The following is a 25,000-nucleotide window of genomic DNA, read 5'->3' on the forward strand; positions in this document are numbered from 1 at the left end:
ATCATGCGGGTACTTCAGGTGAGTTTATTTGAGCGAAAACCACTGGTTGAGCTATTAAATCCAGAGCCACCAGATAAGCAAAAAAGGGATCCTCAACTGAGGATCCCTTTATGATCAAAAACTATGGGACAGCAGTGACCAATCGGTTGCCTTTTTTGTGCCCGGGGCGCAGCCTATACTTGAGCTAGACGATTCCAAGGAGAGCCCATGCGTAAGCTGTATCCCGACATCCACCCCTACGCCGAACATATGATTGCCGTTGACGAACGCCACACCCTCTATGTGGAGGAGAGCGGTAACGCACACGGTATTCCGGTGCTGTTTGTTCACGGTGGTCCGGGTGGCGGCACCTCTCCTGCCCACCGCAGCTTCTTCGATCCTGAAAAATACCGGATCATCCTGTTCGACCAGCGCGGCTGTGGCCGCTCCCTGCCCCACGCCGAGCTGACCGACAACCACTCCCAGGCACTGGTGGCCGATATGGAAGCGATCCGCACCAAGCTGAAGATCGACCAGTGGCTGCTGTTTGGTGGTTCCTGGGGTTCTACCCTCAGCCTGCTGTACGCCCAGACCCATCCGGAACGGGTCTCTGGCATGATCCTGCGGGGTATCTTCCTCTGCCGCCAGCAGGATGTGCAGTGGTTCTACCAGCGCGGTGCCAGCGTCGTCTTCCCGGACTATTGGCAGGAGTATGAGAAAGTGATCCCGGAAGCGAAACGCGGGGACATGCTCAGTGCCTACTACGACCTGCTCACCTCGGACAACGAGATCGCCCGCATGTCAGCCGCCAAAGCCTGGTCGGTCTGGGAAGGCCGCTGCTCAACGCTAGATCCGAACGGTGATATGGTCGACCACTTTGCCGATCCGCATGTAGCACTGGCGATGGCGCGCATTGAGGCGCATTACTTTATCAACCACGCCTTTATGGAAGAGAACCAGCTGCTGGACAACACCGATCGCATCCAGCATATCCCGACCGTCATTGTGCACGGCCGCTACGATATGGTCTGCCCGATCGAGCAGGCCTTTGCCCTGCAACAGAAGCTGCCCCAAGCCGAACTGCATATCGTACGTGATGCCGGTCATTCGGCATTTGAACCGGGTATTACCGACAACCTGGTCGCCGCCACCGACAACTTTGCCCGCTCCCTGGCCTGACAACACCACCTGGCCAGAAACAGGGATGTTCCGCCGGCTGAATCCCGCTACAATGCGCCTTTTTCAGCCAGCGGAGCCCTGTCCATCATGAAAGCCCTGATCCAACGTGTAAGCCATGCGTCTGTGACTGTTGACGGTGAATGCACCGGTGCCATTGACCAGGGGATTCTGGTACTGCTGGGTGTTGAGAAAACCGATGACCGCGCCAAGGCCGACAAGCTGCTGAAGAAGATTCTCGGTTACCGCATCTTCTCTGATGAGGAGGGCAAGATGAACCTGAATGTACAACAAATCAACGGCGGGCTGCTGGTTGTCTCCCAGTTCACTCTGGTGGCGGATACCGACAAAGGCTTACGTCCGAGTTTCTCCTCCGGCGCATCCCCTGCCCTGGGCGAAGAGCTGTACGATTACTTTGTCGAGCAAGCGTCTACCATCCACAATCCGGTGGCCAGCGGACGCTTTGGCGCGGATATGAAGGTCAGCCTGCTGAATGACGGACCGGTCACCTTTATGCTGGAAGTGAACTAACTAACGCCAATACGCACAGATATAAAAAGAGCGGGACCTGCCCGCTCTTTTTAGTGAGATCCATGTAGTATCAGGATCAAGCCGATGCTCCACCTGTGACAACGGTTGGTTTCCGCTTCAACAGACTTTTCTGCAGGAACCGGGTGACCGGTTTCTCCACCACAAAGTGGAAAACAATCCCACCTATAACGGTCACCAGCAAACCACCCACAATAAACGTAATCATCTGCCCGGCGGTTGCTTCCGGTGTCACCAGCTTGGACCAGATCACACGGTACACACCCAGCGCCAGAATATGGGTCAGATAGATGGAGTAGGATGCATCCCCCAACAGATGCAATACCCGGGATTTCAATACGCTGCCATTCACTTCGATAATCACCGCCCCCAGCACCATCATCATGCCCGGCACACCCCAGTACAGCGCGCGCAGCGGACCAAACGGGTTCACCTGTGCTGTCGCTAACAGCCCCGCGGCGCCGGCAATCAGCAACACGACACCCAGCACTGATGGTAACTGCTTCAGTTTGCCGTCTGTGTAGGCTTTGGCAATAAACACCCCGGCAACAAACTCCAGTAGCAGGCCACTGGTGTAGGTTTGCAGAAGTGCGTTCTGCGGCTCAAAGACAAATCCCAATACCACCAGCACGCTGAAGGCTGACAACAGAATCATCGGAATCTGACGGGGGGCCACCAGCAGCAAACCAAACACCAGGTAGAAGAACATCTCATAGTTCAGGGTCCAGCCCGGCACCAGAATCGGGTAGACATTGCCCGGCAGCCCCAGGCTGTAGTGCGGAATAAAGAGCAACGACTGAACCAGCTGGGCAAATTCGAACTGGGTCGATTTAAACAGGTGTGGCGCAGCGGTCGCTGCGGTGGCGATCACCAGGGTAATCAGCCAATAGATTGGCACTACACGGATGACGCGCTTGGCAAAAAACTCTCCGGCACTGACCTCCTTCCCATAGGTCACAAACCAGATCACAAAGCCGCTGATCACAAAGAACACATCAACCCCGGCAGCGCCCACACTGATCGAGTGCAGCACCGCTTCGTATACATCGATCTGGATAATCAGGTGATGAAAAACCACCATCAGCGCTGCGGCCGCGCGCAGGTATTGAATGGAGTGGATGGTCGGGTGTGCAACGCGTACTTCTTTATCCATAAAAACGCTCGGGTGTGCCTTTCTGTGCCGGGGATTTACTCAGGATGCTAGAGAGATGCCCCCCTGTTTGCAAGGGTCTGCAAGGCCTCAAAACGGGCGTCTCCGCCACCCAAAAATCACCAGAGAATCACCTAAACAGAGGTAAAAGTACTTGATCTTGTTGTGCTTATCCCCCGTACAGAGAAGAAACCGACAGTAGGGAGAGAGCCGTGGAAAAAGCTGCGCGAGTCTTGGGTTATGCCGGGTTAATACCATTTATTGCACTGACCGCAGGTGTAGCCATTCCTGATCAGCCATACAGCTTACCCGCGTTCCTTGCTTACAGCGCCGTGATCCTCTCATTTCTCGGCGGCATCCACTGGGGTGTACTGATGCAAGAGGGTAACAACAATGTGACGCGGGCACTTTGTATCTGCATGTTACCCAGCCTGGCAGCGTGGGCAGCACTGCTACTCCCTGATCGGTGGGCGCTGCTGATGCTCAGTGTCAGCTACTTCGCCTGGTGGCGGCATGACCGCGCAATCATCACGACGGTCTGGTACCAAAAGTTACGGCTGCAACTTACCTTTGTGGTGATTTTGATGCATCTTATATGGTTACTCATCCTGTAAAAGGCAGCCAGATACCATGCGTGCCCGTTATCCAATCAGCCACCCCAGAAGCCTGAGCTGGCTCGGCCTCTACCTGGCCGTGTTTGCCTGGTCCGCTATTAATCCGGCGGATACCCTCACCTGGGCACTGGAAGTTGCACCTGCAGCACTTGGCTTGGTAATCCTGGCCCTGACCTTTAAACATCACCCGCTGACACCGCTGGTGTACCTGCTGATCCTGTTGCACGCCATCATCCTGATGATCGGTGGGCATTACACCTACGCCGATGTCCCCCTGTTTGAACAGTGGGCAGAGTGGACCGAAGGGCGGAACAATTACGACAAGGTAGGTCACTTTGCTCAGGGCTTTATCCCGGCGATGATTGCGCGGGAGATTCTGATTCGCATGGCCGTTATCAACGGCCGCTACTGGCGGGATTTCTTTATCTGCTGCTTCTGCCTGGCCTTCAGCGCCTTTTATGAGCTGATCGAATGGTGGGTCGCCTTGCTGAGCGAACAGGCGGCAGATAGCTTCCTGGGCACCCAGGGATATGTCTGGGACACCCAGTCCGATATGTTTCTGGCGTTACTGGGTGCTGTAAGTGCCCTGCTTACTCTGAGCAGGCTTCATGATCGGCAGCTGCAGGCGCTGCGTGGTTGATCGCCTGTTCCAACAGCGCCTTCGCCTCATCAACACCTTCAATCATTCGACTGCGGCGCGCTGCGTAATAGTGGGCATTGAACACATCGAAGTAGGCATCCAGTAACGCGGCCGACTTGCTGTCCCCCATCTGTTCCAGCATGACTGCGGCGACTTCCGCAGTACACAGGTGGTGATCCTCGTTGGGCTTGCGCAGGTTGTAACGTGTCTTGCGCTGGGTGTTCGGCTGGATCACCGGCACATGCTGCAGATACTCGCTCTGGCGGAAGATACGCCGTGCCTGACGCCAGGTGCCATCCAGAATGATAAACACCGGCTCGCGTCCCGGCTTATGCTCAAACTCGACCATCCGGTCCTGATACGCCTCCCCTTCCGGGAATACGATGTAGGGATCAAAACCCGGATCGTTCAGCTGGCTGAGGAACTGCTCGCTGGGTTCGGTCCGGCTCCAGGCAAAGGTTTCGGAATTGCGGATCGTATCCACAATCAGGCGCCCGGTATTGGTGGGTTTGTAGAACTCTTTCGGGTGGGTCAGCAGCCAGAAGCGGGCCTGTGCCTGGGCATTAACACGGTAATCACAGATACATACCTGCGCCGGCATCTGGCACTCGTCACAGCGAATGATCTTTGAGCCGCGCGCCAGGAACGGGCGGCGGTGCTGATAGGATTCTGTACTCATAACCCACCTGTTGTTTACAAGGCGGGCACTATACCAGCTCGCTTCTTTCTCGCCTACTGTAGTGCCGAAGCCGGTGTCTGCGGATCGAACAGGTGCTTATCCACCCCCCAATCCAGCTCCAGCGCACCGCGATGCAGCAACGACAACACCTGATGCAGCTCACTGTGGGTCAGCTGAGCCTGGGCAATCGCCTCATCATTGCCATGCTCATAGAACCTCACCTGGTAACGTTGCCCCTGATGGCTCACATCGACCTTGAAGAGCAACCCCGGCGCGCCCTTCTTACGCAGTTGTGGCTCTGGCTGCAGCTGCATGTTCATCTGTGCCTGTTCATGCTCAAACTGAGCCAGACCGGACTGATGTTCGCTGGGAGCCGATGCGATATGGCTGGACGTCTTTTGTACCAGAGCGCTCAGTGCACCGAGCAGCTTCAGGGTAATGTTGCGGGTCAGCCAGAAATCACAACGCGGCTGATTATTGTTGAAGTTTCCCACCAGCAGAATCCGGTCTTCGATCGGATCGTAGTGAAAGGTGATGGTCGCAATATTCTGCATAGATCATGTCCCGGGCCCCCGATGGGGGGAAGTATCTCCCTTTACCTTACCAAACCCACGCCATGGAGGCAGTGTTCTTATGCGATCGTTGGCGAACAGAAACAAAAATGCCGGAGGCTCAGCTCCGGCATTGTCAGTACAAGGACCGTATGTCCTCTATACGGTTGCTTACTCTGGCATCACGTATTTGCCACTGGTCAGCAGTTCGTCGAAATACGGGATCGTTTTCTTCAGTCCCTCTTCCAGCATTACCTTCGGCTCCCAGTCCATCTCTTTCTTCGCCAAAGAGATATCCGGGCAGCGCTGCATCGGGTCGTCGCTTGGCAGGTCTTCGAAGATCAGCTCGGAGGAGGAGCCGGTCAGCTCAACCACTTTCTCCGCCAGCTCACGGATGGTGAACTCACCCGGGTTACCCATGTTTACAGGGCCGGTAAAGCCTTCCGGAGTACCCATCAGACGAACGAACGCTTCGATCAGGTCATCCACGTAACAGAAAGAGCGGGTCTGAGAACCGTCGCCGTAGATGGTGATCGGCTTGTTGCTCAGTGCCTGTACGATGAAGTTGGATACCACACGGCCGTCTGCCGGGTGCATGTTGGGACCGTAGGTGTTGAAGATACGACCGACTTTGATATCCAGGCCCAGTTGGCGGTGGTAATCGAAGAACAAGGTTTCGGCACATCGCTTGCCTTCGTCGTAGCAGGAGCGGATACCGGCCGGGTTTACGTGGCCCCAGTAATCTTCACGCTGCGGGTGTACCTGCGGGTCGCCGTATACCTCACTGGTGGACGCCTGGAAGATACGCGCACGTACACGACGCGCCAGGCCCAGCATGTTGATCGCACCGTGGACGCTGGTTTTGGTGGTCTGGATCGGATCGTACTGGTAGTGAACCGGAGATGCCGGACACGCCAGGTTGTAGATCTCATCCACTTCCACGTACAACGGGAATGTCACGTCGTGACGCATAAATTCGAAGTGTGGGTTACCCATCAGCTCCAGAATATTGTCTTTGGTGCCGGTGAACAGGTTATCGACACAGAGAACATCGTTACCTTCGGCAACCAGACGTTTACACAGGTGAGAACCCAGAAAGCCCGCACCACCGGTTACCAATACTTTTTTACGCTGGGAATTTTTCATCTAACTCGTCCAATAATACTGACTAACATACATCCGTGTATTAAGAGGCACCACGTCCAAACAATACTGCCGGAACTGTTTTCAACAGGATCATGAAGTCGTTGAGCAGGCTCCAGTTATCGATATAGGCCATATCGAGTTCCATCCACTCGTCAAACGTCACGTTGTCGCGCCCACCGGCCTGCCAGGTACAAGTGATACCGGGCAATACACTCAGACGGCGCATGTGAGAGACCTCCTGGAAGCGCTCATAATCTGCCAGCGGCAGAGGACGCGGCCCCACCAGGCTCATCTCACCTTTAATTACGTTAAGCAGCTGCGGCAGTTCGTCGATGCTGCTCTTACGCAGAAATTTACCCACATTGGTTACACGCGGGTCGTCCTTGATCTTGAAAGCGGCACCTGCACGTTCGTTCTGCTTACGCAGCGCTTCCTGCAGTTCATCCGCGTTCTGGATCATGGTACGGAATTTGTAGAGGCGGAACACACGGCCATTGTAACCGTAACGGTCCTGCACAAAGAGAATGTCCCCCTTGGAAGTGAACTTGATCGCCAAGGCCGCACCGATCATCAACGGCGAAGCCAAAATCAACAAAACGGACGCAGCACAGAAATCAAATGCGCGTTTTGCGATGTATTCCCAGCCCATATGATGACCGGACGACAGCACCAGGTCAGAAGAGGCGCTTTCCGGTGAACGGCTGACAATTTCGGTACGCAGCCGGAATACGTGGTTGCCGAACATGCTGCCAAACAGCTGGGACATCGGCAGGCGCACCAGAATGCCATGTGCGGATGCGTAGTCGATCAGCTCTTCCACTTCAGTGGTGAAATCGTGAATCGGCAGCGTGATCACCACCTCATCCACAACCGTGTTATCAAAAATGCACTTGAAGTCGCTTTCGGCGCCCAGGTACTCACTTTCCGGCACGGATTCGGGACGCGTGTTGCTGATGTAACCCACGAAGTTAAAGCCCATCTCGCGGTTGGACTTGATCAGTTCCACGTAGTTACGCGCAGCTTCGTTGGTCCCGATCACCATAATGCGGCGTTCGTTGTTGTCACCCAGGTGCACTTTTTTCAGCAACATGCGCAGGCCTTTACGCAGAACCAGCGTCAGTGCAGTACTGAACACCCAGAAGCTGAGCAGAAAGATGTGAGTGAACAGGCTGATCTCAAAAAAGAAGCTCACCAGCGCGTAGATACCGGTCGCGATCCCGGTCGCCCAACCGATAATGACCGCTTCTTCCAACAGCGTCTGCTTGGGTTTCATCGGGGAGTACAGCTTGATACGGTCGAATACCACCAACCACAGCAGCGCCAGCACCAGGTAACCCGCAAGGTTAACCAGCGTGAAACGGATGGAGAGAATCTCCCATATACCTGAATGGTGATTGGAAATACCGGCAATCCAGGCAGCGATTAAACCCGCAATAATAAACGCCAGCAGGTCGGAAATACGATACGCCTGCAGGATTAACTTGTGCTTTGAATAACTCATTGTTGGTCAGACTTCTTGTCAAACAGGGTTCGATTCAGCGCTTTCACGTCCATATGAAAGGGCCACTTCACTGATACTCAGTGGCCACTCCGGCCACCCAAACTCACGATGCTTACAAACTGAAAAACAGATTTTAATCCCGCTCGGTGCGGTTCCAGCCCAGGTTACGTTCTTTGATCATGGACACCGCAAACACCCAGGTTTTCCACACCAGGTACCAAGGCACAAACACAGCGATACGGAACAGCCCCTTCACACTGCCATAACGGATACTCGCAATCAGGTAATGCAATCCGATGGTCAGGAACAACAACAAAGCCAGCACACGCACGGTGGTATCGCCAAACAAAGCAGCACCCAGTAGTGGATAGATGATCAGGGTGGCTGGTGGTGTCAGTACGTCACTGAGGCCGTCGAGGGAGAACTTGTCACCGTTCATGCTGTTACGGAACAGCTGACCGGCATAACTCTTGATCGTAATCCAGCGACCACGCTCCCAACGAATACGCTGGGTTTTGGAGGCTTCCACGGAGGTTGGCATCTCTGCATACACACAGGCACGGTCCGTAAATACAGTACGGTAGCCTTTCAGCAGCAGATGGATGTGGTACTCGATATCTTCCACGATGGAGTGGGCTAGGTACGGTACATTTTCCAGGGCTTCGCGGGAGATACAGAAGCCGTTGCCAAAGATACCGGAGGACATACCCAGTGCCGTGCGGCCTTTCGGGCGCAGCGCATTAAACGATGCCATACCCAGCTCCAGCGCACGGGTGCGGATAGAATCTTCCGGGTTACGGATAGCATAACGCAGCTGAACCACCTTGGCGCCGTTGCTCATCTCTTCGTCCAGCACTTTCAGCGCGTCTTTGTGCATCAGGGAGTCGGCATCCACGATCAGGAAGGCATCCCACTGTTCCTCCAACAGGCCGGTGAAAGCATGGAACAAGGCCTGACCTTTACCGGGAGGGCCGGTACGTTCGATCACATGCGCCCCCTCGTTACGGGCTTTTTCTGCCGTATCGTCGGTACAGTTGTCAGCAATCACCACAACTTTGTAGTTGTCGGCGTCGTAGTTCTGGCTCAGCGCGGCACGCACAGTCTCGCTGATCAGCAGGCTTTCGTTATGAGCCGGGATAACAACTGCAAACTTCAGCTTCTGGGTATCCGATGAGCGTGCTTTTTCCGGCCACAACGCAGCAACCGTCACCAGCGCGAAGTACAACACCGGGATCGCTGCAATCAGCAGAAATACCCAGCCAAGTGTCAGTGAAACAGCTTCCAACAACGTTCGAATTCCTTTTTAAAATTGCCAATCAGATCAAGGCAAAATAAATATGCGCCCGTTATACAGGGTGTCGGTTTCTCAAATATTTCAGAATATATTTTTTAGAGAAACCCGCCATAAGTACACTACTGTTTTCCGGGGTGCATTATCCATTTTGCGCTACATACCGACATGCGCCATGTCAGTATTTTGTTAGTTTCCCATCCCTGGGAACTGATAATTATTAAAAATCTTTAATCTTTGCCTATCGGAAAAACGAATTAAACAAAGCTTTCTAAAAATAAATCTCTGAATTAAATAACAGATTCTGAAAAAACCTATTATTTTTAGTAGTCACCTTATTTCCCATACAAAAAAGGTCTCGTCCCGGAGCCTCTCCCCCAACACGAAACCTCTTTCCCTAGCAACAACGTGCTTATTTAAGATACGGCATATGAGTAAAGTTAATATTCCCCAGCTTAAGTAGTGCCGCCTCGCGACTATCATACGGCCCTATGTACACCCGGTAAATGCGTCTTTCACCATTGTTCGTTACTTCCATATCGGCAGGCTCACCCAGCGCCACAAACGATTCATACAGATGATTCGCTTTCAGGCGACTGGTCACGGTGCCGGCATAGGCAAACCAGCCGCGGGATTCGTCGTTCACCAGCAGATTCTCCCGGCTTACATCCGGCAGGTTAACTGCCTTGGCGTATACCCGGTTCAGGTTGCGAATAGACGGATTCACCGCCCTCACCATATCCTGCACGGTGTCGTTCCAGGTGGAATATTTAGCACGCGCCTTCTCACTGATCGTTTCACCCACGGTAAGCGGCACGGGTTGTTTTAGCAGGCTGGCCAGATTCTCAAATGGATACGGAATCGCGCTGCCGGATTCGTAGCGTTTCGCACGCTTAGCCGACGTAACCACACCTTCGGGCACACCAATCAGCGCACGGCCATCATCGGTTTTTGCAACAGTCTCAACCGGTTTATACGGTACTTCTGTAACCGCACGCGCAGAATCCACTGCGTCCGACTCAGTGCTCAGGGTCACTTTGGTCTCGGCCGCTGCTTTTGGTTCAACATTTTCAGTCACGAATGCTGGTTGCGATACCGGCTCTGGCCCGGTGTCATATGGCGTACTACGCACATCTGCAACATTGGCCTCCCGGCGCAGGCGCTCAAACAGGCTGAGTCCATCATCCCCCTTGGTGCCGACAGAGTAACGTTCAAGTGCAGATTGCGTGTGCTGTACCGGCACCTCCGCCACGGGCTCCTGATCGGCGGTATCAGCAGGCACAGTTAATGAGGTTTCTACCACGGACGACGTTTCGAGTGGTTGCACCACCTCCACTGGCTGCGACACAGTCTCGGCCACGGGGTTGCCATCCACAGATGCGATCACCGGATCATCATCCCAGGTCAGCTCGCGCTTTGCAGTTTCCGGTTGTGCCGCAAGCGGTGTTACCTGAGGGCTGCTGGATACGGTTGGCTCAGCCGCCGTCGGCGTTGTGGTATTGCGTATCGCAACCTCGTCCCGCTCTCGGGTTTCGTACCATCGGGCGGCATACCAGCTCACTACAACCGTCGCGATCAGCACCATCCATAACCCATATCGCCGGAATACTCCTGGCCTCTCTTGTTTGTGAGGCCGGTACTCGTCCTCTGCAAAGGAATCGTACTCGCTTTCGGCAGCAAACGGTGAGGTACCACTCACGGTTGCGGCTACCGGTGTTGGCACCGGCTCTGCCTGAGGCTGTACTGGTACCGGTAGCGGTTCATCGACAGGATTGGTAAACACAGGCGTCGGACGTGGCTTGGTAATATCCGTCGGGGCTATTTCGGGCAGCGGTTCTTTCAGTGGCTCTGACTGAATTACCTGCAGCGGTTGCTCATCCGCAGCCTGCTCATGGTTGCTCATGTTTTCCTGATGCACCGGAGGCAGGTCGGCCAGCACCTCACGTACAATATTCGCATCGATCTGACGGGAGAAATGAGCGTAACCGGTGATCAGACAGTTATCACAGATCAGGTTAATCAGACGCGGCGAGCCGTGGGAAGTACGGAATATCAGAGACAGCGCGTCGTCATCAAATACAGGCTTATCACAGCCGGACACTGCCAGGCGGTGCTCAATATAACGCCGAGTCTCGATCTCGTTGAAATAGCCCAGCGAACGGCTCAGGGTAATGCGCTGACGAATCTGACGCATGGAGTAGCGCCCCAGAATATCGTTCAGCTCGTTCTGTCCCAGAAAGATAATCTGGATCAGCTTGGCATCTTCGTTTTCGAAATTGGAGAGTAGGCGGATGCCTTCGAGGGTTCGCTCAGGAAGCTGCTGCGCTTCATCAAGAATAACCAGTACACGGCGCCCCTGTTCGTGCAGGCGTTCCAGTTCCTCTTTCAGCTTGGCCTGGAACACCAGTGAACCCCACTCAGCATCCATATCCATGCCCAGCTTTTCCGGCAACTCCGCAAACAGTTCTTCAGGCGTGATCCAGGGAGTGGCCACCTCGAGGATAATATGATTTTCTTCTTCCAGTTCGTATTTCAACGACTGGATCAAAAAGGTTTTACCGGATCCCACTTCACCGGTCACCAGCATAAACCCTTTTGATTGCTTAATACCGTAAATCAGCGCCGCGAGACCTTCGCGATGCTGTTTACTGGCAAAGAAAAATTCCGGATTGGGAGTATTTTCGAACGGGCGCCGGCTTAATCCGTAAAACTCCTCGTACATGGGACAGCTCTCTATTCCTGAATCGATTAACCAGAAGATACTAACGTACGTTTCAGCGTCAGGCTACTGCCTTCAGGTACGCTCTTTAAAGCGGAAACCCAGTATATGATGCCAGGCGACCCGTAACATAAACAGCGGGTTACCGAGAATGTAGCGTTTCCAGGTATGGGGTTGCATCATGAGTCGGTAGAGCCACTCAAAACCGTTATCGGTCACCCACTTCGGGGCACGGTCAATATCCCCGGTAAAGATACGATGAAATGCGCCCGTTGCCAGCCGCACAGGCGGCTTGAGCTTATCACGGTTATCCCAGATCCATTTTTCCTGGATCGGCATACTCATGCCGACAAGGATCACTTTGGCCCCGCTGTTGTTGATCATCTCAATGACCTTATCGTTCTCTTCACCCTCACGGTCAAAGAAACCGTGATGACGACCTGCAAACGGACAATCCGGGTAACGTTCGGCCATCGCTTTCTCGAAGCGCTCTCCCATCTCATCAATATCACCCAAGAGGAAAATCGGCCACTGCTCGCGGGAACACATCTCGAACATCTCTTCGAGCCAATCCGCCGGTGTCAGGCGCTGCCCAACGCTGAGGCGCGCCATCTTGCAACCAAGTTTCACACCGGCACCGTCAACAAACACCATGTCAGCGTGGTTGAGAATATTGCGGAAGGAAGGGTCTTCATACGCCAGGTTCATCGCATGAATATTCACGTTCATGATGTTCCCACCTTCGTCATTCTCTGCTGCCCAGCGGATGCTGTCGAAGATATCCTGACGACGTACAACGTGATAGCGAACCCCGTTCAGCCACTCTTCTTCATACTGAGGTTTTTCAGTTAGTGACACTGCTTACTACCTTCTCTTCAGCTGCGCAGCACTGCTCCAGCAACTGCTGGAAACGAACCGCGTTCTTACCTTGATCAAAATTGTTGGCGATGTGTTCAATCGCATGCTGGCGCAGATCATCCAGGTCGATCTCTCCTTTGATCACCGCTTCCATCGATTCAGCCAACGCATTTTCGCTGCCCGGCGGCACCAGAATTCCTGCCATGCCGTAGTCCAATAATTCAGGTATTCCGGAGATCGAAGTCGAAAGCACCGGCACTCCCGCCTGCATCGCTTCCATCAGAACAATCGGCATCCCCTCAGCAACACTGGACATTACAAAGAGATCCGCCTCTTTGTACATCTCGAGCACGTCACTGTGGTAGCGCACCCCAAGCAGCTTAACCTGACCTTCCAGATTCAGCCGTTGAATCTCCTGCTCCAGAAATTCGCGTTGTGGACCTTCACCCACCAACTGACATTCAAATGCCAACCCTTTGTCGCGCAGTTGTGCACAGGCTCGCACCAGATATTCCTGGGCCTTTTGGGTGGATAGACGCCCTACGCTCAGGATACGCAGCGGTCGACTGCCATCATAGTGTTTCGCTTGTGGTGCTTGCTCAAGCGGCGCTACGCCCAACGGCAACACAACAAGTTTATCAGCCGCGACCGTTGGAAAATGTTCCTTTACGTAATCGACGTTGTACTGGGATATACACACGACCAGATCCGCCTCTTTCAGCTTGGTTTCCAGGTCGGGTGGATTATCAAAGGTCAGATCAGATCCGTGCAGAGTCAGGGAAAATGGCAATCCTGAAATCCGCTTAATCCACATCGCAATCGACGTAGCCCCGTAGGTAAAGTGGGAATGCACCCAACGCGGGTCAGAACAATCTGCATAGCGCTGCAGCGTCAGTGCAGCGCCGGAAAGATGCTTCAGGGTCGTGAACGACTTCTCCTCCACAGAGAACAGGCCGGCTAATGAGCGCAGGTATCCCAGCGGGTAGCGCATTAAACAGTGAAGATGCGCGGCAACAATCTCTCCCTTACTGGCATCGCAGAGGTAATCCACCTGTTTTTGCACAGTCTCCATACCAGGATGCACCTGTGAAGGATCAGGCTTATGGCTGGACACCAGATCCATAGCCATACCTTCATCCAGCATTTTGGTGTACTGACTAAAGAGAAAGGTTTCACTCAATACGGGAAATATCGAGTTAAGAAATATAACGCGCTTCTTCGCCATTAATAACGTTCCCTGAAGGTACTGATATTTAACAAGGCTGACTTTAACAGATGTGGTATGACAATATTGCGAGATTTGGTACAGGACAACTGTTCAATTAACAATGTATTGATCTGCACATAATTTCTGCCAGGGAACTACAATAAACGGTACAACAGACCACTGATATACAAAGGGCTGCATCACGCAGCCCTTATTAAAAGGTATCAGTCGATCAATTTAATTGGTCCCTGGTTACGTACATTAATTACACGGGCGTGAACGATATGGGTGCGCTCTACCGGAAAATAGAGTGTGATGTAGTTTTCACCTGGTTTGATAGGAATATCGCGTACGATACGACGGGTTTCCACCATCAGGTTTTTATTGTCGTCGTAATAACCTGCCTCAACCCTTACATCGATCTGGGAACCTGTTAACAGCAGGTCACGCTGATCAAAAACCCTGACGATCAGTGCATTAGGTGGATCGTACTCCCACGCCTTAATAAACACCTCACCTGGTCCGATATCTCGGCTATCGTTCTGATAATACGGTGTTTCACGCGCCACAAGTGGACCAAACGGGTCTTCAAATACATCCCAACCCTGCTCATCAATAGGGTCTTCATTAAAATCCGGCAGGTTACCGTTTTGTTCGCCTGCAAATCCGGTCAGGTTCGCAAACTTCTTGTCGGCATACACGTTGGCACTCAGTGCCGCCATAAGAACAAGACACACACCAAGCAGCGACTTGATAACTGGTTTGATACTGAGTTGCATGTTCGTCACCCGAATCAATTTATAACGCGTTATATGCAGCTTTAGCTGTACACTATACCATCAATCAGTAACGCGGCACCTTATCCGATTTTTGGTAGACCTCATCCAAAAGGTCATATACTTTTTCCGCATTGTGGCGCCAGGTAAACTCCTTCGCCATGCGTGCGCGGGCCGCTTTACCCAGTCTTTCACGCAGGTCTTTATCCTGCACCAGACGAGTCAGCGCCTGAGTCATCGCCTCGCCATCCCCCGGCGGAAACAACAAGCCTTCCTCGCCATCCTCCAGCATCTCTTTCACCGGATCTGTTGCCAGTGCCAGCACTGCAGTTTCCATTGCCATATATTCAAACATCTTCAGTGGCGAACAGTAGTAGGCGGAGTTCTGTAGCACGGTGATATCCATAGCTGCCAGGTATTTGTCGATTTCGTTGCTTGGTACAAACCCTGCAAATGTAACCCGATCTTTGATATCCGGTTGGTTGGCGCGCTTCACGCTCTCCTCAGACTCCGGCTTGACCTGGCCGACCAGCAACAAACGTACGTTGTAACCCGCTTTTACCAGATAGGAGAAGCTATCAAACAGCATATCCATGCGGTGCCAGGGTGCGAAGCTACCAACAAAACCGATCACAACCTCATCTTCAACAATACCAAACTGTTCACGAACAGGTGTACCCGATAGCTGAGGGTCAAACTGCTCGATCGTCACACCATTCGGAATAGAGTGGATCGGTAGCCCTTGGGTCGATTTAACCCGGTACTCATCCGCAAGCACGTTACTCACTGCAAAACCACCGTCACACAGTGATAGCGCACGGGTAGAGCTGAAGAAGTGTTCAGCCCCCGGGACACGCAGATACTCAGCCTCACGCTCTTCGTGATCCGGCGAGTTGATCTCTACAACCACCGGAATGTTCAGGGAACGGCAGGCCCAGATAATGGAGAAGGTGTTGTAGTCAAAGCGGGTTAATACCAGATCAGGTTTCAACTCTTTCAACTGACGGCGTTCCGCCAGCATACGTTTCACCTGTACCAGAAACGCTTTGATATCAGAGATATAAAAACGCGCCAGGCGCGACTTCAGACGGTCGACAAAGGACGTTTTGTGGCCGGGCACGCCTGTCACCAGGGGTGGGGCCATTACGGTAAAATCTATTCCTTTTTCATCGCAAATACCGCCAAATTCTTCCGAGAACTTGGTTACGTGCACATATGACCCATCGCGTTCAAACTTCTGATAATGGGCATACACCACGCGTTTCATTGCTTTTTCCGTCACGTCCATTTCCTTTATTCAACACCTGCACATGCACGCTTCTGTGCCCATTGTCGCAGTACTGCGGGTAATCGATGACTGTATTTTTCCAGCACCCACTCTGGTACGCCCCCCATCCAGGAAGCAGGCAAACCGAAGAAGCCAATCAGGTAGGCAAGACCGGAACTCATCATCAAGATAATCAACATAATTTCCGCTGAGGCGATTCTCCCCTCCAGCAGATAAAGCACCAGCCCATCAACCAAGCCAACAAAGCCCGCAAGCAGATAACCGGGTATCTGAACTTTAAAGAATGCGCCCCAGGAGGTTTGCAGCAGTTTGATAGCCAGCCCAGCATTCGCCAGATACAGCCAGAGTGTTGCACCGACTACGGCAAAACCAACGGCTGCGATACCTTCAGGCACCGCCACAAGGCATGCCAGTGTGAGCACTACAAAAAAGACAATCTGACGGCGCATCTCAGCGTGCACCTGTCCCATTGCCTGGATCACCGGCCCGGTCAGGATCAGCACCAGTCGAATCAACCCCATCAGGCAGAGCACCTGAAACGCGGGTACGGCATCAATCCAGTTATCACCGTACATACCGGTGATGATGTACTTCCCGGATACCAACATGCCAACAAAAACAGGGAACGCCATAAGCGCGGTGACAGATACTACGCGGAAATACACCCGGCGTAACCGCTCCGGGTCGTCTTGCACTTCAGAGTATGAGGAAAACATGACATTTGTCAGCGTGCTGGCAATTTTTGCCAGAGGCAGGTTCACCAGATGATAGGCGCGGCTATAAAGACCCAGCAGCATCTGATCGAGGAACTTACCAATTATGAAAAAATCCACGTTGCGGGCAAAATACCCCACAATGCCGCTGACGCTAACACCGCCGCCAAATGAGAGCAGCTCCTTTAACCGGCTTTTCTCTGGGTGGAAGCTCATACGAAACGGTTCGTAGACAAATGACAGGATGGAACCCAACACTGTGGTTGCGATCGTACCCATCACCAAACTCCACACGCCGTAATCCATCACAGCCATGGTAATCACCACCCCGGCATACCCAATGACGTGACCGGCGGAGTCGATCCAGAACAATCGCCTGAAGTCCATACGCCGCACGATAAGTCCACGGCTCACAGTTGACAGTGCAGACACAAACAAACTAACGGACAGTAGTTGCAGGATCGGCTCGATTCGCTCATCGTTAAAAAACGCCGCGACCGGATAGGCGATAAGGATCAGGCTGACCATCAGACCAACACCGATCAATACCGAGAGGGTATTTGCTGTGCGGATAGCCTCTTCGTCGAGATTCTTACGTTGGACAACTGCAGCTCCCATCCCCATGGTAGAGATGATCTCGGCAAGCCCGATAAAGATCATTGCGGTTGCCAACAGGCCGAAGTCTTCGGGTGGCAATATCCTGGCCACCACGATGGTAACGCCCAGACTGACGACAGTCTGGACTATTACCCGCATCATATTCCAATTAGCACCCTGAATCGTCCTCTGAGTGTGGGTGTCAGCTGCCACAATACCCCCTGGCAATTACGCTGTGGTGTTCGGATTGGTTTCGACGCTGTGAGTCGAGCTATTGGCAAGCGCGGCCTGTTGCCTGCGGTGGATCCGATCCATCGCAATGACAAGTCCGGAGAGCACCCAGAACGGGTACTCGGAGTAGATAGAGGTTGGGTCCACCATACTGTGAATCATAAAGGACAGCAGACCACCAAACGCACCAAGGGAGATCGCAGAGATTGTCCCTTCCGACCTGAAAAACAGCTTGTATGAGCGATACAGCGTGAACAGCATCATCGCCACTACAAACATTGCACCCGGAATACCGATCTCGCCCGCAATCAACATAAAGATGTTGTGTACCGGCGCATCGAAGTTGGCAGTGATCGCATCGAAAGTGCGGTCATATTCCGCCATGTAGTAGGTGTAATGGTTAAGACCCACACCGGTTAATGGATTGTCAGCAATCATGTTCTCTGCAACGTCCATCAACGGCGCTCGTACGTCTGCAGTACCGCGGTCATCCTGGGTCAGACGGTTTCGGAAGTCCTGCGATCCCGCAAACAACAGCGAGAACATCAGTGTACCCAGCAGGGCAACCAAGCTGATACTGGTGACAAGACCCTGTCCGCGCCGCACTCGCCACATCACCATACAAACAACCAGGGAGATAGCCAGGCCGGTCCAGCCACCACGGGACGCCGTGAAGACCTCGGCCATAATAGCCATGCCGACAAAACCGAGAATAATAAGCTTCCGCAGAAGATGCTTTTCAGCAAGTCCCACGAAGATGCCGATCAGCATTAGCTGGTTCATAAACATCGCCAAGGCGTTTGGCTGCCCCAGACTGCCGGAGAAACGTAGTGGACCACCTTCGTTCTGCCAGGTTGTACGTTGCCCCAGCAGAGACTCGGTAAAGATCGCACCCACGAACTTCTGCTCAAACACCATGATCGCCTGAACCGCCAAAACACCCACAATCACATAACCCAGGCGCTTAACGGTATCGAAGTGTTTAACGTTCTTGATCAGGTAAACCAGGATGAAATACGCCTTAACCTGCTGCCACAACATACTGAACGCATAGAATGGTTCCGGCGTTGAAAGCGCAGAAAGGAAGTTGATCAGGAACAGTCCTGTCATCGCAAACTTCCAGTGGGTCGGCACAGGATCAGACGGCAGGCCGTTATTACGGCCGAACAAGCTTTCACTTGCCCATGCGATGATCAACATACCGAACAGTACGTCGGTGATCGCAACGCCAAATCCGTTTGCATGGACGTAGAACGGTGGGTCATCGACGTACAGGAAGTTGATGTCGTACAGAATTGGCATCAGGAACACCGCCATCATCAGCATCATCTGGCGGGTCTGGAACCGAAGAATGTTCATTAAGAACAGTCCCCCCACGCCCATCACGGCGAGGAGGATAAAGAATGTCCACTTGAAGGGCAGATGGCCTAGAGACAATACAAACAACGCCCCGCCGAGCAAACCAAAGCTCAGCGGTAACAGCATCGACGAGGATTTATTGGTTGTATCCGACATATATGTCCCGGCTCATATAGGGCGCTGCAAAACAAGGGGCCTACAAGGCCCACTTACAGGAATTTAAGCAACCAGGATGGGATTGGGTACTTACGGAAGTTCAGGATTACACCGAGCAGTTTGATACCCAGTTGGTCCATATCTTCCTCTACTGCATTGATTGCAGGCACACGGGTTACACCGGTGTTTGCAACGATCGCTACACCATCAACAACACGCCCGATGGAATCGGCCAGCGGTGTGGAACCCTGCTGCGGCATATCCAGCAGCACCCAGTCGAACTCGTCACGTGCTTTGGCGATAAACTCACGCACGTGATGGGAGATCATTGCACTACGGCCCTGGTCATCACTGGAGGAGACCAGCATACGGAAGATGCCTTCACCTTCACAGCCTGCAAGGATCTCGTCAGCGCGGAAGCCTTCCATCATGGCGCGGTCCAATGTCATCGCATCAGCGCTGGAGCCGGAATCGCGTACATCCAAAATAAGCACGCGGTGACGTGGATACTCTGCAGCCAGGATCTTTGCAACCTGAGAGGTTACGGTAGTGGTACCAACACCACGGGACATTCCGGAGAACATCACCGACTTACCGCCCACCTCTTCCGGGTCAGCCTGCACCATCAGGTTGATGGTTACCTTACGCATATCACGGCGCCACTTAGCATTACCGTCGAAGGTACGCCCCAGCGGCAGGATCAGGTTATCCGGATAGCGACGGACATTGTTTTCCACGCGCTCTTCCACAACCTGCTGACTGGAAGATCCGTTGTCGTGCTCGACTGACTCACCGTCAGCGCCGTACATTGCTTCAAAAATCTTACCCATTGTCTTTCTCCCCAATGATTAAACGGCGTCTAGGGTGCCAAGCAGGCGCAGACGGGTACGTGTCTGTACATCTGCCGGAGAACGCAGAGATTGATCACTTGAGTAGGACAGAATACAAGCAACCAGCGCCAACAAGATCGCTACCGGGATAGCCAGGATCAGGATCAGCGGAATATTAGGGAACGACGGCGCATTAGGAGTCAGCGGACGGTTTGCTACAGTTACGTTTGCAAACTGAGAGCGGTTTTTCTCTTCACTGATTCGCGCAGCTTCTCGCTTGTCTTCATACAGGCGGTAGTTCTTCTCAGCAACGTCGCGTTCAAATTCGATGCGCTGCAGGATCACAGTGTCTGCACTCAACTGACCTACGTTAGCCTGTGCCTGAGCGATACTATCTTCCAGAGATCGGATCTCTTCTGCACCGGACTGACCATCCAACTGCAGTTTGTCGATTACTTCTCGGATGTATCCGCGGATCTGTGCACGCATGTTGTTGTACTGTGCGACAGCGTCGGCTACGGGCTTGGAACCTGGCTGGAAGTTACTCTCAGCAGTCTTCTTGTTGATAATCAGCTGTGCCAGAGAACGTTCCATCTCTACCAGGGCTGGGTAGTTCTGACGCAGCTCGGATGTCAGACCAACGTATCCATTAGTACCAACCTTATCGTAAGCACCTTGCAGGAAGTTAACGCGCTGCTGAGACGCTTTAAGCTGACTAGCAATCTCTGCCTTACGTGTCTCCAGGTTACGCACCACCGCCAGCATGTTATCGGCCTGCAGGTTCGGATTAGCAAGATTCAGGTTCTTACGTGCCGCTGCCAGCTCATTGCTCAGCTGAATATAACGCTCGCGGAACATCGCCACCTGCTCATCAAAGAACTCAAGGCTGCCTTTAAGGCCCTGGTTTACTTCGATGTAGTAGTCGATATAAGCATCCAGCAGTGTGTTCAGCTGATCACGTGCCTGTTCAGCATCCGGTGCCTGATAGATGATCTCAACGATGTTGGAGGTTGCAAGCGGCTCTGCACGGAACTGCTTACGCAGGTCAGATACAGCTTCCAGTACTGCAGACTCGTCATCCATCGGCGCCAGGTTGTGCATTTTCACAACTTCTTTCAGGACGTCAGCAGAGTTGAAAAGGTGTACCACAGTGTTCAGCGTTTGGTCTGAAACGTTATCCACAACGTTAAATCGGGAATCGGCACCTTCATCGAAAACGACTGGTTTCTCGATGCGAGGTTTCACCAACAAACGCGCTTTCGCGGTGTAGGTAGACGGACTCAAAAATGCCAGCAACAGAGCGCCTATGATCACACCAATAAAGGTGAATACAAAGACACGCTTGGTATAGAAGAAGATTGCGACGATATCGCGGAAGGTCAACTTATTGTCGCCTTCTCTACGGTTGCTCGTACTACTATCCATAACTGATTATCACCCCAAAAATGCGTATTCGCCTGAATTATTAGTTCGGACCAACGATATCGACTGTATCGTCCAGCGTATATGTGAAGCCCAAGTTTACCGGGATCATTCGACGGATTGCATCGCCTACGAGCGCTGCACGTCCCAGAGGCGTTGTTGGGACAAACACCACATCAGACTGGCGAACGAAATAATCCTGACCGGAGTTGCCTGTGGACAGTACTGAAGCCAGATCGACCAGACGACCAACCGGACGGTTGAACTCATCACGCGATATCAGCAGCGTAGAACCCGCTTCACCAAAGTCTGCAAAACCACCCGCCAGGCCCACAGCCTGAAGCACTGAAGTAGGACCACTCAGCTGGTAGTAGCCTGGACGCTGCACTGCGCCAAATACGTATACGCGGTTACCCGTCGCTTCAAGAATAGCGGCAGAGGTAAACATGCCCTGAACAGACTTTCCGTAAGCCTTGTTGATCTCTTCAGTCGCCTGGTTAATGGACATACCGGCGATACGGAGAGATGGCAGCAGAGGCAGATTCACGGTACCGTCAGACTGAACAACAGCTTCACGGCTCTGACCACGCGGTGCTGTACGAATCGCTTCTTTCAGCTCACGAATCTTGGCGCCGTAACGGATCAGGGAAACGGTGCTCTGCGGCATTGTCAGGAAATCGGAGTACAGTTCGTTCACCGCAGCGGAGAGTTCCATCGGTGTACGGCCGGCTGCCATGATGTCACCTTTATAAGGAACGGTTACACGACCGTCAGGGCGAACATTCAATGTACGGTCCATCTGAGGATAGTGGTAGAACTCGATACGGATCTGGTCACCGATGGCGATCTCGTAACGGTCTTTCTGCTCAATATCGACGTGGTAGGTTACTTCGATACGATCCCCGGGAGAGAGACGGTAATCAGCATCATAGTAAGGTAGTGGGTCCTGCTTATAGACCTGCTTGCTGTCTTCAATCGTTGCCGCTTCGTGTGGCACGTAACAGCCAGACAACAGCAACAGCAGCGCTGGGCCTGTCATCCACTTTAAAGCCTTCTTAAACTTATTATCTGTCGAGCAGATCATTGGTCGAAACCTCTCCGGTATGCAGCACTTCACGTCGTAATTCCATACCAGGCCGTGCGCCCGGTAACTATCCATGACCTTTAGCCAGGACCTTCTCCCCGCAGATCATTTGTTATAAAAACAGCGGGTTATATGCCGCAAATTAGCAACACAAAATGTGAGTGGTTATTAAACAACATCGTAATAAATAAACAAGTGTTTATTTATTCGACCAATCGCTTAACACCACTCATCTAATAACAAACTACGTCAGTCAATTACCATTCGAAATCGATTTCGACGCGACGGTTTCCGGCATGACGCACGCCATCCTTGGTATTAATACGTGGTCTGGACTCTCCGTAGTGAGACGCACGAATTTCAGAAACTTCTACACCTTCAGCGCGCAATACTCGGGCAGCAGCCTGGGCGCGACGCTGGGACAACGCTTCGTTGTGGCTACGTGTACCTGAAGTATCGGTATGAGCGGTCAAAACCACGCGGCGCGGTTTCATGTCACGCGCATCAGCGACAACGGTGTCCAGAATACGCTGAGCGTCAGATGTGATATCAGCACGATCCAGCTCAAAGAAGATAATGTATGGGCCACGGTATGCCAGCTCTGGGGATGCATGTTTGGCTGGACTTGGGCAAGCCGCTACAGCAGGCTGTGCCACTTCGTGGGTGTGATCCACACAAGAGCCTGGACCGTGGGTATGCTCATGGTCATGACTATGGGTGTAAGAAGGACCGGTTGGCTGAGTAGTTTTTGGTTTGCTTTCCAGCTCTGCCATTGCTGCCATGAAACCGTTTTTACACTCATCAATATCGTGCTGCTGGATGTTCTCTTCCTGCTGTTCCATCCAGCAGTCAAACATCACCTGGGCGCGTGCTGCGGTTTCAGGCATTTTCAGGGAAGCACCAGCATAGAAGGCATCTTCCAGGCGCGCACGCGCAGAAGACAGCTCATCGACTGAATACTCTGGCAGGTTACGCGCAGACAACTCTTCAGGGGATACCAGCTGGCCTTCAGCTGCACGCAGAGAACGGTTCTGGAACTTCTCTACGTCATCAAAATCGTGTTCGTAGTCTTCCTTTTTAGCCAGCTTCGCGTAGCCTTCGTGAAGGTAACGATCGAAAAGCGTACCTTTCAGCTCCATTGGCTGATCGGATTTAAAGTAGTCATGCTCACCACTCATTTCATGATCGTGAGCGCGAGATCCATGCTCAGAATCATGTGTAGACGAATTAGTACTGCATGCCACCAGAGCTGTAGCGACTACACCAGTCAACAGCACCTTAGAGTAATTTCTCACATTCCCTCCAGTGAGTCCGAAGCAGACTCCTTCTAAACCCGATAGATTCTTGTAATTAGTGTTTTTTATTGGCGTATTCAAACCTTTCGTAAATCAAATCAACTTACGAAATTCACACTACGCCTATTATAAAAATATAAACGGATGCTATCGTAGAACGATCATCAAACCGAATCAAGCGGTTAAGACGTGCACAACCTACGCTTCACCACGCGCGGCAAGCATAACAGTCATTCATTAAACTAAGGCTACAATAAATAAAAGCCCTGCTCTCGGTTTTCCATTTAAACCGCACCATTCATTAATATATATCTATTCAATTACAGACGGATCGTCATACATCAATAGAATTAACAAAAACTGAATTAGGTATTCTCTTTTTCAATTCTCCCAAAACTCCGCAAAGCCATCCTAAAAAAATAAAAACTACTATTTTTTTTAGTAAAACCCTTCACTCTATTAATACCAATCCCTCTTAATAACATTTACACACAGAAAAACTCATTTGACAGCCGAATTACCCACAGACCAAACAACTACAGACCAAGCAAAACATTGAGCTTTCCTACCTGGCACTGATGCATGGCTGCCACTTGATGTGGCACCTGGTATCACCTTGCCGTTAACCAAACGAAAGAGACACTACACAAGACCGTCAAACTTACAGGCTGACCAAACCACAACATTGCTCAACAGCCCGAGGTTTGAAGTACGAAGATGCCGGTTCATGAATACAGGGAGATATTGGGCATCGCTAAAGCGATGACCAACCTACAGATATCGGCATAGCCTGGGGCATTACCGTTAAGTGGAAATAGTAGCATGTAGATTTGAAGGGAAGCTTAACAGAGCCGGTAAAGCCCACCTTTTATCCGCTGGTTTCATTCCAGTAGGTTGGCCAACGCGCAGCGTTGCCCAACAGCCTGAGACTTGAAGTATAAAGACGTCGGTTCATGCATATAGGGAAAAGTGTTGGGCATCGCAAAGCGATGACCAACCTACGGGTAGATCCGGTCACAGGATGTAATCAGTACGCCGGATTTTCGCCCGGGCAGAAACGAAAAAACCCAGCTCAATGAGCTGGGTTTTCTCTAAATAGGTGCTTGGCGATGACCTACTCTCACATGGGGAATCCCCACACTACCATCGGCGCTAAGGCGTTTCACTTCCGAGTTCGGGATGGGATCGG

The 25,000-nt window shown here is 52.4% G+C and carries 21 protein-coding genes and 1 rRNA gene; 4 read left to right on the forward strand and 18 right to left on the reverse strand.

Annotated features, from left to right (window positions below; translation table 11 throughout):
- Window positions 1–207: 207 nt before the first annotated feature.
- Both pip and dtd read left to right on the forward strand, forming a co-directional pair.
- Window positions 208–1,158: a prolyl aminopeptidase gene (gene pip / locus ACEQ15_RS11320; RefSeq protein WP_370279295.1), complete on the forward strand. Its 951-nt coding sequence runs from the start codon at window positions 208–210 to the stop codon at window positions 1,156–1,158.
- Window positions 1,159–1,245: 87 nt separating this feature from the next.
- The gene (dtd, locus tag ACEQ15_RS11325; RefSeq protein WP_370279296.1) at window positions 1,246–1,686 is read left to right on the forward strand and encodes a D-aminoacyl-tRNA deacylase; all 441 of its coding nucleotides are present in this window, start codon (window positions 1,246–1,248) and stop codon (window positions 1,684–1,686) included.
- Between the two features lie 76 nt (window positions 1,687–1,762).
- On the opposite strand, the gene ACEQ15_RS11330 is transcribed toward dtd, so the two are convergent.
- Entirely contained in the window at window positions 1,763–2,857 is a 1,095-nt protein-coding gene (locus ACEQ15_RS11330) for an acyltransferase family protein (RefSeq protein WP_370279297.1), read from the reverse strand.
- Between the two features lie 209 nt (window positions 2,858–3,066).
- Between ACEQ15_RS11330 and ACEQ15_RS11335 the strand changes: the two genes are divergently transcribed.
- Window positions 3,067–3,468 carry a DUF3429 domain-containing protein gene (locus ACEQ15_RS11335; protein WP_370279298.1) on the forward strand — a complete coding sequence of 134 codons (402 nt, stop codon included), beginning with the start codon at window positions 3,067–3,069 and terminating at the stop codon, window positions 3,466–3,468.
- A 16-nt stretch (window positions 3,469–3,484) separates the two neighbouring features.
- Complete coding sequence (locus ACEQ15_RS11340; RefSeq protein ID WP_370279299.1) at window positions 3,485–4,108, forward strand: DUF2238 domain-containing protein; 624 nt, start codon at window positions 3,485–3,487, stop codon at window positions 4,106–4,108.
- Here the strand turns inward: ACEQ15_RS11340 and ACEQ15_RS11345 are convergent.
- The 17 genes from ACEQ15_RS11345 to rrf all read right to left on the reverse strand — a co-directional run.
- Complete coding sequence (locus ACEQ15_RS11345) at window positions 4,059–4,787, reverse strand: tRNA-uridine aminocarboxypropyltransferase (RefSeq protein WP_370279300.1); 729 nt, start codon at window positions 4,785–4,787, stop codon at window positions 4,059–4,061. The two genes, ACEQ15_RS11340 and ACEQ15_RS11345, sit on opposite strands and share 50 nt — an antisense overlap.
- A gap of 53 nt (window positions 4,788–4,840) precedes the next feature.
- Complete coding sequence (locus tag ACEQ15_RS11350; protein ID WP_370279301.1) at window positions 4,841–5,341, reverse strand: hypothetical protein; 501 nt, start codon at window positions 5,339–5,341, stop codon at window positions 4,841–4,843.
- A 168-nt stretch (window positions 5,342–5,509) separates the two neighbouring features.
- Window positions 5,510–6,484 (reverse strand): UDP-glucuronic acid decarboxylase family protein, encoded by a 975-nt coding sequence (locus ACEQ15_RS11355; protein ID WP_370279302.1) that lies wholly within the window; start codon window positions 6,482–6,484, stop codon window positions 5,510–5,512.
- A 40-nt stretch (window positions 6,485–6,524) separates the two neighbouring features.
- Entirely contained in the window at window positions 6,525–7,985 is a 1,461-nt protein-coding gene (locus tag ACEQ15_RS11360) for a sugar transferase (RefSeq protein ID WP_370279303.1), read from the reverse strand.
- Between the two features lie 133 nt (window positions 7,986–8,118).
- Window positions 8,119–9,273: a glycosyltransferase family 2 protein gene (locus ACEQ15_RS11365; protein WP_370279304.1), complete on the reverse strand. Its 1,155-nt coding sequence runs from the start codon at window positions 9,271–9,273 to the stop codon at window positions 8,119–8,121.
- A 415-nt stretch (window positions 9,274–9,688) separates the two neighbouring features.
- Window positions 9,689–11,998, reverse strand: a complete 2,310-nt coding sequence (locus tag ACEQ15_RS11370) for an AAA family ATPase (protein ID WP_370279305.1) — start codon at window positions 11,996–11,998, stop codon at window positions 9,689–9,691.
- Between the two features lie 72 nt (window positions 11,999–12,070).
- A complete protein-coding gene (locus tag ACEQ15_RS11375) occupies window positions 12,071–12,853 on the reverse strand; it encodes a WecB/TagA/CpsF family glycosyltransferase (protein ID WP_370279306.1) in 783 nt (260 codons plus the stop codon).
- Window positions 12,840–14,078 carry a glycosyltransferase family 4 protein gene (locus ACEQ15_RS11380; protein ID WP_370279307.1) on the reverse strand — a complete coding sequence of 413 codons (1,239 nt, stop codon included), beginning with the start codon at window positions 14,076–14,078 and terminating at the stop codon, window positions 12,840–12,842. Before ACEQ15_RS11380 ends, ACEQ15_RS11375 begins: the two co-directional genes overlap by 14 nt.
- A gap of 206 nt (window positions 14,079–14,284) precedes the next feature.
- Window positions 14,285–14,839: a hypothetical protein gene (locus ACEQ15_RS11385; protein ID WP_370279308.1), complete on the reverse strand. Its 555-nt coding sequence runs from the start codon at window positions 14,837–14,839 to the stop codon at window positions 14,285–14,287.
- 64 nt (window positions 14,840–14,903) lie between these two features.
- The gene (locus ACEQ15_RS11390; RefSeq protein ID WP_370279309.1) at window positions 14,904–16,118 is read right to left on the reverse strand and encodes a glycosyltransferase family 4 protein; all 1,215 of its coding nucleotides are present in this window, start codon (window positions 16,116–16,118) and stop codon (window positions 14,904–14,906) included.
- Window positions 16,119–16,129: 11 nt separating this feature from the next.
- On the reverse strand, window positions 16,130–17,647 hold the full coding sequence (locus tag ACEQ15_RS11395) for a lipopolysaccharide biosynthesis protein (protein WP_370279310.1): 1,518 nt from the start codon (window positions 17,645–17,647) through the stop codon (window positions 16,130–16,132).
- Between the two features lie 15 nt (window positions 17,648–17,662).
- Window positions 17,663–19,180, reverse strand: coding sequence for an O-antigen ligase family protein (locus tag ACEQ15_RS11400; protein WP_370279312.1), 1,518 nt, complete (start codon window positions 19,178–19,180; stop codon window positions 17,663–17,665).
- A gap of 53 nt (window positions 19,181–19,233) precedes the next feature.
- Window positions 19,234–20,010 (reverse strand): hypothetical protein, encoded by a 777-nt coding sequence (locus tag ACEQ15_RS11405; RefSeq protein ID WP_370279313.1) that lies wholly within the window; start codon window positions 20,008–20,010, stop codon window positions 19,234–19,236.
- 18 nt (window positions 20,011–20,028) lie between these two features.
- Window positions 20,029–21,435 carry a GumC family protein gene (locus ACEQ15_RS11410; protein WP_370279314.1) on the reverse strand — a complete coding sequence of 469 codons (1,407 nt, stop codon included), beginning with the start codon at window positions 21,433–21,435 and terminating at the stop codon, window positions 20,029–20,031.
- Between the two features lie 40 nt (window positions 21,436–21,475).
- On the reverse strand, window positions 21,476–22,471 hold the full coding sequence (locus ACEQ15_RS11415; protein ID WP_370279315.1) for a polysaccharide biosynthesis/export family protein: 996 nt from the start codon (window positions 22,469–22,471) through the stop codon (window positions 21,476–21,478).
- A gap of 302 nt (window positions 22,472–22,773) precedes the next feature.
- Entirely contained in the window at window positions 22,774–23,694 is a 921-nt protein-coding gene (locus ACEQ15_RS11420) for an OmpA family protein (protein ID WP_370279316.1), read from the reverse strand.
- Between the two features lie 1,218 nt (window positions 23,695–24,912).
- Window positions 24,913–25,000, reverse strand: a 5S ribosomal RNA gene (gene rrf / locus ACEQ15_RS11425); the annotation flags it as partial.

Source organism: Pontibacterium sp., assembly GCF_964228735.1.
GTDB lineage: Bacteria > Pseudomonadota > Gammaproteobacteria > Pseudomonadales > Balneatricaceae > Pontibacterium.

Excerpts from the sequence above, each read along its gene's own strand:
- ACEQ15_RS11380 (WP_370279307.1), bottom strand. The coding sequence starts at position 14,078 with ATGGCGAAGAAGCGCGTTATATTTCTTAACTCGATATTTCCCGTATTG.
- ACEQ15_RS11420 (WP_370279316.1), bottom strand. The coding sequence starts at position 23,694 with ATGAGTGGTGAGCATGACTACTTTAAATCCGATCAGCCAATGGAGCTG.
- ACEQ15_RS11345 (WP_370279300.1), bottom strand. The coding sequence starts at position 4,787 with ATGAGTACAGAATCCTATCAGCACCGCCGCCCGTTCCTGGCGCGCGGC.
- ACEQ15_RS11340 (WP_370279299.1), top strand. The coding sequence starts at position 3,485 with ATGCGTGCCCGTTATCCAATCAGCCACCCCAGAAGCCTGAGCTGGCTC.
- ACEQ15_RS11410 (WP_370279314.1), bottom strand. The coding sequence starts at position 21,435 with ATGGATAGTAGTACGAGCAACCGTAGAGAAGGCGACAATAAGTTGACC.
- ACEQ15_RS11385 (WP_370279308.1), bottom strand. The coding sequence starts at position 14,839 with ATGCAACTCAGTATCAAACCAGTTATCAAGTCGCTGCTTGGTGTGTGT.
- ACEQ15_RS11360 (WP_370279303.1), bottom strand. The coding sequence starts at position 7,985 with ATGAGTTATTCAAAGCACAAGTTAATCCTGCAGGCGTATCGTATTTCC.
- ACEQ15_RS11350 (WP_370279301.1), bottom strand. The coding sequence starts at position 5,341 with ATGCAGAATATTGCGACCATCACCTTTCACTACGATCCGATCGAAGAC.
- ACEQ15_RS11415 (WP_370279315.1), bottom strand. The coding sequence starts at position 22,471 with ATGACAGGCCCAGCGCTGCTGTTGCTGTTGTCTGGCTGTTACGTGCCA.
- ACEQ15_RS11405 (WP_370279313.1), bottom strand. The coding sequence starts at position 20,010 with ATGGGTAAGATTTTTGAAGCAATGTACGGCGCTGACGGTGAGTCAGTC.
- ACEQ15_RS11330 (WP_370279297.1), bottom strand. The coding sequence starts at position 2,857 with ATGGATAAAGAAGTACGCGTTGCACACCCGACCATCCACTCCATTCAA.
- ACEQ15_RS11400 (WP_370279312.1), bottom strand. The coding sequence starts at position 19,180 with ATGTCGGATACAACCAATAAATCCTCGTCGATGCTGTTACCGCTGAGC.
- ACEQ15_RS11370 (WP_370279305.1), bottom strand. The coding sequence starts at position 11,998 with ATGTACGAGGAGTTTTACGGATTAAGCCGGCGCCCGTTCGAAAATACT.
- ACEQ15_RS11355 (WP_370279302.1), bottom strand. The coding sequence starts at position 6,484 with ATGAAAAATTCCCAGCGTAAAAAAGTATTGGTAACCGGTGGTGCGGGC.
- dtd (WP_370279296.1), top strand. The coding sequence starts at position 1,246 with ATGAAAGCCCTGATCCAACGTGTAAGCCATGCGTCTGTGACTGTTGAC.
- pip (WP_370279295.1), top strand. The coding sequence starts at position 208 with ATGCGTAAGCTGTATCCCGACATCCACCCCTACGCCGAACATATGATT.